Below are 13,927 nucleotides of genomic sequence, written 5' to 3'. Positions count from 1 at the left end.
CGAAGCCGAAGCCGAAGCCGAAGCCGAAGCCGAAGCCGAAGCCGAAGCCGAAGCCGAAGCCGAAGCCGAAGCCGAAGCCGAAGCCGAAGCCGAAGCCCTGAACAGGGCCGAGCTGACCGAAGAAAAGGTGATCGAACGCACTGTAGAAAAGCGCGGCGGGTTTGTTCCGGCGTTGCTGGGCGGCATTGTTGCGGCCGGAATTGGGTTTGCCGTGGGCAGCGGCGGGTATTTGTCTAGCGGGGCAGAAAGCTCGGACGCAATCGCCGCGCTTGAAAAGAAGCTGTCGGAACAATCCGATCAGATTGCCCAACTGACAAAATCTCTTGCTGATGGCCCCGATGTCTCGGGCCTTTCGGATCAGATTAAGGCTTTGTCAGACAAGCTATTGCCGGTCGAAAGCGATCTGAGCTCCGTAAAGACCAGTGTCGAAGGCCTGACCGGTAAGGTCGGTCCGTTGGAGGAGCGTCTGACCGCGCTTGAGAAGCAACCGCTTGAGGCAAATGTCTCGGCCGAGGCGACGGCAGCCTTTGAGGCCGAGTTGAAGAAACTGCAGGATTCTCTGGCCGCGCAGCGCAGCGAAGTGGAAAAGATGGTTTCCGATGCGCAGGCGCTTGAGGCCAAAGCCTCGGCCGAGGCCCGCGCTGCAACCAACGCGGCCATCCTGTCGCGTCTGCATGGTCAGTTGGACGCCGGTCAGCCTTATGAAGATCTGGTCTCGGAACTGAAGGCCGGTGGGGTCGATGTGCCGGATGCTCTGACCTCCTCCGCGAAGGACGGGGTCGAAACGCTTTCGGCCCTGCGCAGCGCATTTGCCCCCGCAGCACGGACGGCGCTGGCGGATGCGCGGGATGCCGACAAAGGCACCGGGTTGATGGCTTTTCTGCAGCGCCAGACAGGCGCACGGTCGGTGACACCCCAAGAGGGGGATGACCCCGATGCGATCCTGTCGCGCGCGCAGGCGGCCTTGGCGGATGGAGACGTCGCAAAGGCGTTGACCGAACTGAAAGCATTACCAGAGGCGGCGCAGACTGCATTGGCGGATTGGGAGCAGGCGGCGCAGACGCGGGTCTCTGCCGTCGAGGCCGCAAACACGCTTGCTTCAAGCCTGAACTCGAACTGAAGGACCTGCCATGCTGTGGTCATTGTTAAAGATCCTTGTTTTTGTTGCGATTATCGGCCTGCTGGCCATGGGCGCCGGGTTTCTGATGGAATCATCAGGCGGCGTACAGATCACCGTCGCCGGCACCGAATACACGCTGGGGCCGCTGCAATCGGTGATCGCGCTGGGCGTGTTGGTGTTTGCGGTCTGGTTGTTCTTCAAACTTCTGACGCTGCTGATTGCGACGCTGAAATTCCTCAACGGTGATGAAACCGCCCTGTCGCGCTATTTTGATCGCAGCCGTGAACAGCGCGGATATCAGGCGCTGGCTGATGGGTTGATGGCGCTCGCCTCGGGTGAGGGGCGCGTGGCGATGACCAAGGCCAGCAAGGCCGAAAAGCTGCTGAACAAGCCCGAGCTTACCAATTTGCTGGTGGCACAAGCGGCCGAGATGACCGGCGATACCAAAAAAGCGTCCGAGACCTACAAGAAGCTGGTAACTAACAATGCGACGCGTTTTGTTGGCGTGCGCGGGATCATGAAACAAAAGCTGGCCGAGGGCGACGATGAAACCGCACGCAAACTGGCCGAAAAGGCTCTGGCGCTGAAGCCCCGGCATGAAGAGACGCAGGATGTGCTGCTGAACCTGCAGACCAAGGCGCAGGATTGGGCCGGTGCGCGGTCCACGCTGACGTCAAAGCTAAAGGCCGGGTACTTGCCCCGCGATGTGTTCAAACGGCGTGATGCGGTCCTGGCCTTGTCCGAGGCCAAGGTGCTGCTAGATGACACGGCGACCGTTGAACAGCAGGAACACGCGATTGAGGCGAACCGCCTGTCCCCCGATCTGGTACCAGCCGCCGCCATGGCCGCGCGCGCCTATATCGAAAAGGGCAAACCGCGTTCGGCGACCAAGATCCTGAAAAAGGCGTGGGAGGTTCAACCGCATCCCGATCTGGCCCATGCCTTCGCCGAAATCGCTCCAGACGAAACGCCCGAACAGCGGATCAAGCGGTTCACAGCACTGACCCGTATTCATCCGCAGGACATGGAAACCCGCCTGATTCTGGCCGAGCTCAACATCGTTGCCGAAGACTTCCCCGAAGCCCGTCGCGCGTTGGGGGATGTGGTCGAAAAAAAAGGCGATGCACGGGCCTACACGCTGATGGCTGCGATCGAACGGGGCGAAGGCGCCACGGACGCGGTGGTTCAGGGTTGGCTGGCCAAGGCACTGAACGCGCCGCGCGGGCCGCAATGGGTCTGCACCAATTGCCACGACATTCAGCCCGAATGGGGCCCGGTCTGTCAGAATTGCGGCAGTTTCGATACGCTCAGCTGGCAGACACCGCAGACGCCTGAGATTGCCAGTGCGACGGGTGTGCACATGCTGCCTCTGATCGTCGGAGCACTTGAGGATCAGTCCGAGGCCGAAGAGGTCGAAGAGGTTGAGGAACAGCCCGAAGAGCCCGATGAGACCCCCGCAGAGGACGTGATCGAAGCCAAAGCGGAACCCGTAACCGAAGAAGTTGCGCGGCAGACCTAGCGCGCGGATTCGACGTTGAAGGCATCGTTCCACAGCTTGAACAACCCGGCCCGCCGGTTCTGATCGAGCGCCACCAGCAGCGCGGGCGACAGTGGGATAAAGCGTCGGGCGCTGGGGGTCAGGCCGGTTTCCGCTTCGTCCAGACGGGTCACAAGACCGGCGGTAGCCAGCAATTCCTGCGCCTCGGGCGACAGCAGGAAATCCAGCAACAGGATCGCACCGCGTTTGTTCTGAGCCTGACGCGGGATCATATACGCGCGGGACAGGACCAGCGTGTAATCCTCGGGCAGGATCACGCCAACCCCGGGCAGGTAGGCATTGGCCACATAAGACCCAAGCACGTTATAGGCGATTAGAAACCGCCCCTGTGCCACCTCGTCGATAATATGGGCCGAACAGCAGGTCGCCACCGCATCAATGCGGGCAAAACCTTCGATCAGAGAGCCAAAGGTCGTTGCCTCAAGACTGTCGCCATAGGCAAACAGATAGCCAAGGCCCGAGGCTGCAATGTCATAGGTCGCCACCCGCCCACGCAGCAGATCGGGCCGGGTTCGCATCGCATCCAGCAGCGCGAAACGATCACGCGGCACATCCGCAGCCGACAGGCCGTCTTTGTTATAGACAATGACAGCGGGTTCTGTGGTGATACCCCACAACTCATCCCGCCAACGCCGGGCACTGGGCAGGGCCTGAGTGGCCGGAGAGCTATAGCGATAGGCGCAGGCCGCGTTCACCAGCCAGACCATCTGTTGAATGGCCGAGGAAAACACCGCATCCGCTGTCCCTTCGCCGGTTTTGCACGCGGTCTGGCTGTGCTGAAACAACGCGTTCGAGCCCCATTGCTCATACGTTATGCGCAAATCCGGGTTCAGCGCAGCAAACCGTTCGAGCACGGGTTCGATGATCGCGATATCTGTGGTCGACCGGATTAGCATCCCCTCGGACCCCATCCCGAACTGCGTGACATCTTCCTGCGCGCGTACCGGGGCTGCTGCGATCATAAGTAAGCCAAGCAACAGTCTTATCATGCGCGTCCTCCCTCGGTCGCGGCAGGAAAGCTCAGCGCTGCCCGGAAGCCTTTGGCATCGGTGATCATTTCGACCTTGCCGTCAAACGCCTCGGCTGTGGATTTCACGATCGACAGGCCAAGCCCGGTGTTGTCTTCACCTGATCCAGCGGTGCGGTTGAACCGGTCGCCCAACTGATCGGCGATGTTGGTGTCTGGCCCGGACCCGCAGTCGCGCACCCAAAGGATTGCACGGGCGTGGACGCGTTCCGCCCCGATGACGACAGGCGGTTTCCCGTGGCGAAGTGCGTTGCGCAGCAGGTTCTTGGCCGCCTCGCTGATCGAGAAACTATCCGCCAGCACCAGAACTGGGTCTTCGCCAATTTCCAGACGCACCTCGATCCCAGGCGCGATCAGCTCATGATCCCGCTCTTCCAGGATTTCCAGGGCGACCTCGCGCAGGTCGACCGGCAGGCGTGGGGCGCTGTCGATGCGGTGGATCACCATTGCGCGCGACAGAAGCTGATCCAGCAGCGTGCCCAGCGACCGGGTGCGTCCCAATAACCGGTCCAGCGCTCGTTTGCGTGCAGGCGCATCGGGGTCATCCTGCGCAATCTCGGCCTGCACACGAATGGCGGCAACCGGGGTGCGCAATTGATGCGCGGTATCTGCGATCAGGTTGCGCATGGTGTCCACCTGCCGGTCGAGCCGCCCCATAAATCGGTTCATCGCACCCAGCATCACCTGTAACTCTCGTGGTAGCCCATCGCTAGGCATTGGCGTCAGGTCATAGGGGTCGCGCCCTGTCAGATCGTCCGACAGCGCCTCAAGCGGGCGCAGGGCTGATCGGGTGACAATCCAGGACATGATCATCAGCAGGACGCCCGCGGCTGCCATGGGTAGCAAGGCATCCCGCATCAGACCGGCTGTCATCGATTGTCGCGCGCGCAGGGTCTGACCCACAAGGATCTCAACCTCGCCCGAGAAATCACGCTCGGCAAACAGGCGGGTGACACGCACGAAACGCGCAGTTTCCCCATTCAGATCGGCGGCAAAATACTGGGCCCCCGTCCCGCTTGGCTCGGGCAGCGGGATTATGGTTTCGCGATCCAACCCGGTAATGAATGGTCCACCCGGAACCTGTACAGCATAGTAGATGCGATCATCTGGCGCTTGTGCCAGCAGTTGAAAGGCCGAAACCGGTAGATCCACCACCGGCGCGCCATCCTGAATACGCACCGATTCCGCGATATCGCTGGCAGCACCCAGCAGCAACCTGTCATAGGCCTCGCGCGCGGCCAGACGTCCGTTGACCCAGATTGACAGGGCCACCAGCAACCCGCCTAACACCAGGATCAGGATCACCGCGCTCAGAACGCGGGCCGTCAGGCTGTGGGGCAGGTGCAGCCTAGCCATCCAGACCAATCCGATATCCGACACCGCGCTGCGTGGTGATATTGACGGCACTGTCCGAGAATCTTTTGCGCAGCCGAGCGATATACAGCTCGATCGCGTTCTCGCCAACATCGGCATCTTCGAAGCCGTATAGCGAGTTATAGAGTCTGGTTTTCGACATGTATTGCCCCTCATGCCGGATCAGTTCGTCCAACACAGCAGCCTCGCGCGCGGTCAGGTTCAGGCGTTTGCCGCTCAGCGTGGCGCTGCGATCCTTGGGGGCGTAGATCAGCGGGCCCAGCGTGATTTGCTCACTCTTACGGTCGGCATCGCGGCGCACCAGCGCGCGCAACCGGGCCTCAAGCTCGCGCTGATCAAAAGGTTTGCCCAAATAATCGTCCGCACCCTTGTCCAGCGCCGCCACGCGATCTTCGACCGATGTCAGCGCCGTCAGCATCAGCACCGGGGTGCGATCACCAGAGGCACGGATTTTACCGAGGAAGTTCAACCCCGACCCGTCCGGCAGGTTGATGTCCAGCAGCATGGCGTCATAGCTTTGCACCGCGCGGAAATCCTGGGCGGATTCGACCGTGGTCGCCAGATCACAAACCACACCGGACCGGGCGAGATGGGTCACAACGCCCTCGGCCAGATCCTCGGCATCTTCGATCATCAGTACCCGCATTGCCCCCACCCCCCCGTGACAGGTTCGTGACAGCATTATTCGGTAAAGACATTCAACCTGCAAGAAAAGGCCGCGTGCCCAAGACTTGCGGGGAACGGTTCCGGCTGCGCGCGTGCGGCCCAAAAAGACCTTGGAGGAGGAAGAAATGAAACTGTTCGGAACAGGCGGCGCAATTGCCGCTGCCGTCTTTGCCCTGTCTGGCGTCGCGGCCAGCGCTCAGGAATGTATTGCCCCGGCGAACCCCGGTGGCGGATGGGATTTTACTTGCCGTCAGGTCGGTAAGTCGCTGCAGGATCTGGGCCTGATTGACCAGACGATGCAAGTTGTGAACCTTGCCGGTGGCGGCGGCGGCGTGGCCTTTGCCGAGGTTGTGAACAAGCGCGGCGAAGACAATGAGTTGATCGTTGCTGCCAGCGCGGCCACCGCAACCCGTCTGGCACAAGGTGCCTATCCGGGCAACACTATGGATCAGGTTCGCTGGCTGGCCGCGATCGGCGCGGATTATGGCGTGATCGCCGTTGCCGCCGACAGCCCGGTTAACACGCTGCCCGAACTGCTGGACCAGATCAAAGCCGACCCGACTGCGGTATCGGTCGCTGGTGGGTCTGCTGTGGGCGGCTGGGACCACCTGAAGGTGCTGATTGCCGCAAACGCCTATGGCATCGAGGATGTCCGTTCGGTCAAATACATCGCCTTTGATGGCGGCGGCGAAGCGGTAACCCAACTGCTGGCCGGTTCGGTTCAGGCCTTCACCGGTGACATCTCGGAAGCCAAAGGCTTTGTTGACTCAGGCGATATCAAGGTGATCGCGGTTCTTGCGCCCGAGCGCCTGCCCGGTGAATTCGCCGATTTCCCAACCGCCAAGGAACAGGGCATCGACGCGATTGGCGCCAACTGGCGCGGGTTCTACGCACCCGGCGGCATGACCGATGAGGCCTATGGCGATTGGGTCGGCAAGATTGGTGATCTCTACGCCTCTGACGAGTGGAAAGAGGTCATGGCCGCGAATGGATTGGCCCCGCTGGACCTGCAGGGCGCAGATTTCCAGAACTTTGTCGCAGAATCAGTAGGCCAGATTCAAACCATCTCGAAAGAGATCGGAATCATCAAGTAATCGGCTCTAATGCAGGGTGTTTCGCTTGCGCGGAACACCCGACCCGTATTCAGAAGAATAGGAGACACCGATGAGTGACCGTATCTTCGGGGTCGTCGGACTGCTTCTCGCCATCGGATTTGCCTTTTCCGCACTGGCGATCGAAGAAAGCTTTTTGTCTGATGCCGTCGGACCCAAAGCCTTCCCGCTGATCATCGCCGCCATTTTGGGCCTGTCGAGCATCGTCATCGCCCTCCGCCCTGACGCCGAACCCGAATGGCCCGCCCTGGGCCGGTTTGTCGAGGTCGGCGCCGCTGTGGTCGTCATGATCCTCTACGCCGAATTCCTGCCAATAGCGGGCTTCGTCATCGCCACCGCATTCGCTGCCGCCTATCTGGCGTGGCGGCTGGGCTCTGGCCCGATCGAAAGCGTTATCGTTGGCGTTGGCACCTCACTGGGCATCTACGTTATTTTCCATCTGGTACTGGGCCTGTCACTGGCCCGCGGACCTTTGGGTTTCTGAGGAGCGAACATGGAAACTCTTGCCTCCCTCGGAGACGGCTTTGCCATCGCGCTGACATGGCAAAACCTGATGCTGGCCCTGCTGGGCTGTTTTCTGGGCACGATCATGGGTGCGTTGCCCGGTCTTGGCCCATCGAACGGTGTTGCAATTCTGATCCCGCTGGCCTTTACGCTGGGGCTGGGCGCGACACCCTCGCTGATCCTTTTGACCAGTGTCTATTACGGGGCAATGTATGGGGGACGCATCTCGTCCATCCTGCTGAACATTCCCGGAGACGAACCCGCCATGATGACCTGTCTCGACGGACATCCCATGGCCAAAAAGGGTTTTGCGGGTGAGGCATTGTCGCTCTCCGGTATCGCATCCTTTGTTGGCGCGTTTCTGGCTACATGGGGCCTGATCTTCCTTGCGCCTCAGCTGGTGAAGATCGCGCTGTTGTTTGGACCGGCTGAATATTTTGCCCTATTCGCCCTGGCCTTCATGACGCTGGGCGGTGTGTCGTCTACCAATCAGGCGAAATCCGCCTTTGCTGCAGCACTTGGCCTTGGTCTGGCAACGATTGGCGTCGATACCCAAACCGGTGTACCGCGTTTCACCTTTGGTGAAGTGCATCTCTATGACGGGCTCGACTTTCTTGTGGCCATCGTCGGCCTGTTCGCACTGTCCGAGGTGTTCATCTTCCTCGAACACCGTCACGGCGGGTCTGATGCCGAAGGCCGTAAGCTGAATATCGGGCGTCTTTATCCCCCGATATCAATGGTCAAGAAATGTACGCCCACCATGTTGCGGACATCCTTCCTTGGCTTCATCGCGGGGGTTCTGCCAGGTGCAGGGGCTTCGCTGGGCTCGTTCATCTCGTATTCGATGGAGAAACGGCTGGTCGACAAGGAAAACACCTTTGGCACCGGTGATCCGCGCGGCGTTGCGGCGCCCGAGGCCGGGAATAACGCAGCCGCTGGTGGGGCCCTTGTGCCGATGCTGGCGCTGGGCGTGCCGGGGTCTGGGACAACCGCCGTGCTGTTGGCCGTTCTGCTGGCGCTGAACATCACCCCGGGGCCTTTGTTGTTCACGCAGAACCCGGATGTGGTCTGGGGGCTGATTGCGGCTCTATTCATAGCCAATTTCATGCTTTTGGCGATGAATATTCCGATGGTTGGCCTGTTCACACGGGTGCTGATGGTGCCCTCGCGCATCCTGATGCCCATCGTGGCGATGGTCAGCTTCGTGGGCATTTACGGCATCTCGGGCTCTAGCTTTGATTTGCTGGTGATGATCGGATTTGGTGTCATGGGCTGGGTGCTGCGCAAGCTGGACGTTCCCTTGGTGCCGATCATCCTCGGCACGTTGCTGGGCAACTCGATGGAGAACAACCTGCGCCGTGCAGTTACCATCGACAATGGCAACTGGTGGACCCTGATCGACAGCCCGCTATCCATCGCTCTGTGGGCAATCGCCATTATCGGCTTCGTCCTGCCGCTGATCATTGGCGCGCGCGTCAAGGCCAAGATGCACCAGCGCCGCGACGAAGAAGGCGCGATCAGCGACTAAAGTCATTGGATGCCGCCGTCGGTTGTCGGTGGCATCTACACCTTGGACGACTAAACCGACCCTGGCGGGTTTGGGACGTCCAGATAGCGCTCGGCTGGAATCTTCACGAGACCTTTGAGACCCAAAGTCGCCCGATCCTCAGCACCCAGCTGGGCAATTGCCTGTTCAACCGCCGCAAACATCACGCCCGGATCATTGCCCTTTGCGGTGATCAGCGGCAGGCCGGGGGTCGGCTCCGTCCACGTCACCACCCTCAGAGACGTGGCGAACGCTTCGTGCTCTGCCATCAAACGCCACGAGACCGCATCCAGCGCGGCAATATCAGCGCGGCCTTCGGAGACCGCCTGCGCTGAATTCAAATGCCCATGGGTTTGCACCCGGTTTTCGAACCAGAATCCGCGCGGCTTCAGATGCCAATAAGGCGCGGCATAACCGGATTGCGAGAATGTTTGATTATAGGCAAACACCGCATCCTGAAACGCCACCAGATCGCTGCGCCGATCGTCGGCGCGCACCACCAATGCGCTGCGGTAATAGCCGGGCGGGCACCCGTCGAGGCCATAGTCGGGCGTGCCGACCAACGTGACCTGTTCATGCAGCCATGTTCGGTAGGGCATACCGCAGGTCTGGCTTAGCACCAATTCCGGATGCCGCCAGACCGCGAATTCCTCGGCGTCCTGCGACAGATTTTCGGGGGCGTTGATCCCTGCATCTCTCAGACTTGCGCGGATCAGGGCCCAGTATCGCTGATGCGCCTCATCTAGCTGTGGGCGCGCATACATCATCAGGTTTGCGATCATTGCATCTGCCCAAACAGTTCATACAGCTCAATCGTTGTTTTTACCCCAACCTTCTGCTGAATACGCCCGCGATGAATTTCCACGGTGCGGGGGCTGATGCCCAGTGCGGCGGCGATCTCTTTGCTGGAGGTACGCGACGGATGGGTCAGGATATGCTGCAACACCTGCTCCTCACGTTCTGTTAGAAGCCTGCGTTTGTCCGCAAGCATTTTGCGCCGTGACTTTTCGGTACGAAGCCCGGTGCCGATGTCAAATGCCGCCCGTATCCGTTCGATTAGTACGCTCAGGTCAAAGGGTTTTTCAAGAAAATCGATCGCGCCAGCCTTGGTCGCCCTTACAGATTCCGGAATGCCGCCATGCCCCGAGATAAAGACGATCGGAATGGTCGATTCGCGCCGGTTCAGATGATCCTGCAGCTCCAGCCCGTCCATTCCCGGCATGCCATAGTCCAGGATCAGGCAGCCATTGGCGTCCTCATGCACCTGGTTCAAGAAGGTCTGCGCATCGCCAAAATGTTCGACCCGCATGCCGCGTTTGCTGAGCGATCGCGACAGGGCGATGCGCACATCTTCGTCGTCATCGACAATATAGACGACCTGCGGCTCAAGGATCATGCGCGTTCTTCTCCTGACTGGTCGCGGCGTAACGTGAAACAGAAACGCGCGCCGCTCGCTTTGGTCGGCTCGTACCAGATCGTGCCTTCATTGGCTTTGACGATGGTTCTGCAGATGGACAGGCCCAACCCCATCCCATCAGATTTCTGAGTGTCAAATGTGTTGAACAAGGTGACATCGTCGCTGACCCCCGGACCGTTATCTTCCACGCGCACTTCGACCAGCTCATCGCTGATCACAGTGGTGATGGTGACTTGGCCCGTGCCATTCGGCTGGCGGGCCAGCGCGTCAATCGCGTTGCGCAACAGGTTGACCAGTACCTGCGCGATCTGTGTCCGATTTCCGATGACCGGGGGAATTTCGGTTTCTTCATATAGCAGCCTGATATTGTGCAGCTTTGCCTCGGACTCCATCAGGCTGACGGTTTGCCGGATCAGCCCGTTCAATTCAAACGGAGTCTGACGGCCACGGTCCTTGCGCACCACCTCGCGCAATGCTCGGATGATGTCGCCTGCGCGGCGTGACTGGCGGTCGATATCCGATAAGATCTCGGTCAGTTCAGGATCGGGTTCACCAATTTCATTCAGTGTCAGCTTGGCGGCGTCGACGTTATAGGAAATTGCGCTCAGGGGCTGGTTGAGTTCATGCGCCAGCCCGGATGCCATCTCGCCCATTAGGTTGACCCGCGCCACATGCGCTAGATCGCGGTTGAGACGGCTGGCCTCATCCTCGGCCTGTTTGCGGTCGCTCACGTTATCGATGATGGCAACCGAGTGGTCAGGCTTGCCGCTTTCGTCGCGGATCAGGATCGCGTTGACCCGTAGCCAGATCAGTGATCCGTCTTTTCGAACAAACTGGTTCTCGGCAATGAATTCGGAATCCTGCAACAGGGTTTCGCGGAATATGACCGCAATCTGCTGACCGTCTTCCGGTAGTATATCAGCCAGCGTCATCGTCTCCAGTTCATCCCGCTGATATCCCATGATGTCACACAACTGGTCGTTGGTGCGTAGAAACTGACCCGTCTCGGGCGAGAATTGCGCCATCCCGCGTGAAGCCAGATCGAAGGTGCGACCATAGGCTGTTTCGAACCGCTGCCGTTGCCGGACCTCCTGCGTCAGCGTCGCGCCGGTATCTTCCAACTCACGATAGGGGCTATGCAGGCCTTCTTCGGGGGTGATCTCTCCGCTGGACAGCTGTTGGCTCTGGCTGGCAAAGGTGCGGACTGGGGCGTAAATCCGGTCGGCCAGGGCGAGCCCGATTGCGCCGGTCAGAATGGCGATGGCCAACGCGATCCAGACGCCCTGGGTTCGGTTCTTCTTGATCTCGCCGATAAAATTGTCCTCGGCCGCATATAGCCCGATCAGCCAACGCAAACCTGGTTCCGAGACCTCGATCAGCATCGCCACGTAGTCCTGACCGTTCAACTGGAAATCGGTATGAACCGGACCCTGCGCATTGCTCAGACCGGTTTGCACCATATCTCCGAACGCCTTTTGCGCGATGGGGTCCGCGATCTGGTCCACAAGTGTCAACTCGGGCGCTTCCATATGCGCTTCCTGCCGGATCAACACGAGTGTTGGATGCGCCAATACCGCACCATTTTCATTCAGAACCAGCGCCGCCCCGCGCCGTTCCGACCAGATGTCCAGCAGGAACCCCGACAGGGCGTCAATCTGAATATCGACACCCAAAATGGCGCGGATATCTCCGTCATCATCCAATATCGGAACACTATAAGTGATACCCGGCTGGCGTGTGGTGAAGAAGATATAAGGCTCGGTCCATATCGGCGCTTTAGCCTCACTCACCATCCGGAACCAGGGCCGGTTACGCGCCTCATACGTATCGGTCTCGGTGGTGTCTGTCTCAAGCAGCGTGAACTGATCATTGCGCCATTGGAAATCGGCAGGATGCTCGGCAGTGCCCCGTGGGAAGGGCGGAACGTATTTGGTGCGATAGCGACCGGGCTCTTCCGCGCGCATGACATAGACAAACCTGCCCGTATCATCAGCCAGATACATGCCAGCAAGCTGCGGTGCGACCTGTAGCTGCTGGAAGAAATGGCTTTCCAGAATGTCAGGATTGCTGATATCCAGCACATCATTTTCAGCAAGCCGTCGGGTTGCATCCAAGGCCTGCCGCGCTGGATTCAGAAAGCTTTTGACCTGACCGATGACATTGACGCTGACCTCATTCAGCGATGTCCGCGATTGTCGCAGCAACGCGTTTTCCGAGCTGACGAAGGTAGACAGGATCACCGACAAGATCGCAATGAACTGCAACCCGCCAAGACACAAGGCCAACGTCGCACGCAGCGACCGGCGCCTGCGGGCAGGTTCGGCCTGTTCCTGGCGGAGTTCTTGTTGCCCTGCGTAGTTCAATTCCTGTCCAAACGACCTTTTGTCAGGGTCGGTGCCACAGCCCTGAACCGTGACCACTTACCCTCATTCCCCTATCTTTGAATCCAAGCCTATACGTAATCAACCGTATAGACACCTGCTGTTTGGTTTCGCTTTTCTCTTATTCATCGGGGGGCCTGATTCCAGTGCGATTTTTTCTGTTGTGTTCTGAACGGTTTCAGGCGCCCCAACAGATCAAAAAAAGACTGACAGCAGGAGTGTCAAAGTGTTCAAGAAAACTTCAATCACCGCATTTGCCGCGGCGGCCCTGATGGCACCAGCGGTATATGCAGAAGAGTTTATTACGATCGGAACTGGCGGCGTTACGGGTGTCTATTACCCGACGGGTGGAGCGATCTGCCGTCTGGTCAACAAGGGCCGGAAAGAGCACGGGGTCCGGTGTTCGGTGGAGTCGACTGGGGGGTCGGTTTACAACATCAACACCATTCGCGAAGGCGAGCTTGAGTTTGGTGTGGCACAGTCGGACTGGCAGTACCACGCGTTCAACGGCAGCTCGAAATTCGAAGAAGCCGGCCCGTTTGAGAACCTGCGTGCCGTGTTCTCGGTACACCCAGAGCCGTTCACGGTTGTGGCGCGTGCCGACGCGGGTATCTCGAATTTCGAAGACCTGAAGGGCAAGCGCGTCAATATCGGCAACCCCGGCTCCGGCCAGCGCGGCACCATGGAAGTGCTACTGGGCGAAATGGGCTGGACCACCGATGATTTCGAACTGGCGACAGAACTGAAAGCGGCTGAACAGTCCGCTGCTCTGTGCGACAACCAGATCGATGCGATGGTTTACACCGTTGGTCACCCCTCGGGTTCGATCCAGGAAGCCACCACCGCTTGCGACTCGGTTCTGGTGAATGTCAGCGGCGACGCGGTTGACAAGCTGGTGGGTGACAACTCGTTCTACCGTACTGCAACTATCCCTGGTGGCATGTACCGTGGCTCAGATGGTGACACATCTACCTTTGGTGTAGGCGCGACCTTCGTGACCTCAGCAGACGTTTCGGAAGATGCGGTTTACGCGGTTGTCAGCTCAGTCTTCGAGAACTTCGATGACTTCAAAAAGCTGCACCCGGCATTTGCCAACCTGAAACCGGAAGAGATGATTGCAGACGGTCTGTCGGCACCGCTGCATCCGGGCGCTGAGAAATACTACAAAGAAAAAGGCTGGATTCAGTAACCAGACCTGACGCGGGGCGCCTTTCGGGGCGCC

General features: G+C 59.5%; 12 protein-coding genes. 6 read left to right on the top strand and 6 right to left on the bottom strand.

Annotated features, from left to right (window positions below):
• Positions 1-1,120 (top strand): COG4223 family protein (locus ACR0B3_RS07105; RefSeq protein ID WP_480808445.1); only part of this gene is annotated, 1,120 nt, incomplete at its 5' end.
• A 10-nt stretch (positions 1,121-1,130) separates the two neighbouring features.
• Positions 1,131-2,639 (top strand): heme biosynthesis HemY N-terminal domain-containing protein, encoded by a 1,509-nt coding sequence (locus ACR0B3_RS07100; protein WP_480808444.1) that lies wholly within the window; start codon positions 1,131-1,133, stop codon positions 2,637-2,639.
• On the opposite strand, the gene ACR0B3_RS07095 is transcribed toward ACR0B3_RS07100, so the two are convergent.
• The 3 genes from ACR0B3_RS07095 to ACR0B3_RS07085 are packed head-to-tail and all read right to left on the bottom strand — an operon-like array spanning position 2,636 to position 5,725.
• Positions 2,636-3,667 (bottom strand): ABC transporter substrate-binding protein, encoded by a 1,032-nt coding sequence (locus ACR0B3_RS07095; protein WP_480808443.1) that lies wholly within the window; start codon positions 3,665-3,667, stop codon positions 2,636-2,638. The two genes, ACR0B3_RS07100 and ACR0B3_RS07095, sit on opposite strands and share 4 nt — an antisense overlap.
• Entirely contained in the window at positions 3,664-5,061 is a 1,398-nt protein-coding gene (locus ACR0B3_RS07090; RefSeq protein ID WP_480808442.1) for a sensor histidine kinase N-terminal domain-containing protein, read from the bottom strand. The genes ACR0B3_RS07095 and ACR0B3_RS07090 overlap by 4 nt, the downstream gene beginning before the upstream one ends.
• A complete protein-coding gene (locus tag ACR0B3_RS07085; RefSeq protein WP_480808441.1) occupies positions 5,054-5,725 on the bottom strand; it encodes a response regulator transcription factor in 672 nt (223 codons plus the stop codon). The genes ACR0B3_RS07090 and ACR0B3_RS07085 overlap by 8 nt, the downstream gene beginning before the upstream one ends.
• 145 nt (positions 5,726-5,870) lie before the next feature.
• Between ACR0B3_RS07085 and ACR0B3_RS07080 the strand changes: the two genes are divergently transcribed.
• The 3 genes from ACR0B3_RS07080 (at position 5,871) to ACR0B3_RS07070 (ending at position 8,889) form a co-directional block, all read left to right on the top strand.
• Complete coding sequence (locus ACR0B3_RS07080; RefSeq protein ID WP_480808440.1) at positions 5,871-6,839, top strand: Bug family tripartite tricarboxylate transporter substrate binding protein; 969 nt, start codon at positions 5,871-5,873, stop codon at positions 6,837-6,839.
• 70 nt (positions 6,840-6,909) lie between these two features.
• Positions 6,910-7,341, top strand: a complete 432-nt coding sequence (locus ACR0B3_RS07075) for a tripartite tricarboxylate transporter TctB family protein (RefSeq protein ID WP_480808439.1) — start codon at positions 6,910-6,912, stop codon at positions 7,339-7,341.
• 9 nt (positions 7,342-7,350) lie between these two features.
• On the top strand, positions 7,351-8,889 hold the full coding sequence (locus ACR0B3_RS07070; protein ID WP_480808438.1) for a tripartite tricarboxylate transporter permease: 1,539 nt from the start codon (positions 7,351-7,353) through the stop codon (positions 8,887-8,889).
• 50 nt (positions 8,890-8,939) lie between these two features.
• Here ACR0B3_RS07070 and ACR0B3_RS07065 read toward each other — a convergent pair whose 3' ends face one another.
• Genes ACR0B3_RS07065 through ACR0B3_RS07055 form a run of 3 tightly spaced genes read right to left on the bottom strand, consistent with a single transcriptional unit; the run spans position 8,940 to position 12,744 of the window.
• On the bottom strand, positions 8,940-9,689 hold the full coding sequence (locus ACR0B3_RS07065) for a phosphate/phosphite/phosphonate ABC transporter substrate-binding protein (RefSeq protein WP_480808437.1): 750 nt from the start codon (positions 9,687-9,689) through the stop codon (positions 8,940-8,942).
• A complete protein-coding gene (locus tag ACR0B3_RS07060) occupies positions 9,686-10,303 on the bottom strand; it encodes a response regulator transcription factor (protein WP_480808436.1) in 618 nt (205 codons plus the stop codon). The genes ACR0B3_RS07065 and ACR0B3_RS07060 overlap by 4 nt, the downstream gene beginning before the upstream one ends.
• Positions 10,300-12,744: an ATP-binding protein gene (locus ACR0B3_RS07055; protein WP_480808435.1), complete on the bottom strand. Its 2,445-nt coding sequence runs from the start codon at positions 12,742-12,744 to the stop codon at positions 10,300-10,302. Before ACR0B3_RS07055 ends, ACR0B3_RS07060 begins: the two co-directional genes overlap by 4 nt.
• A gap of 187 nt (positions 12,745-12,931) precedes the next feature.
• Here ACR0B3_RS07055 and ACR0B3_RS07050 point away from each other — a divergent pair, with 187 nt between their 5' ends.
• Positions 12,932-13,894: a TAXI family TRAP transporter solute-binding subunit gene (locus tag ACR0B3_RS07050; protein ID WP_480808434.1), complete on the top strand. Its 963-nt coding sequence runs from the start codon at positions 12,932-12,934 to the stop codon at positions 13,892-13,894.
• Positions 13,895-13,927: the final 33 nt, after the last annotated feature.

The organism is Ruegeria sp. CE9 (genome assembly GCF_056537425.1).
Note: the sequence above shows the minus strand (reverse complement) of the source record. Positions and strands in the feature narration are given on the sequence as shown.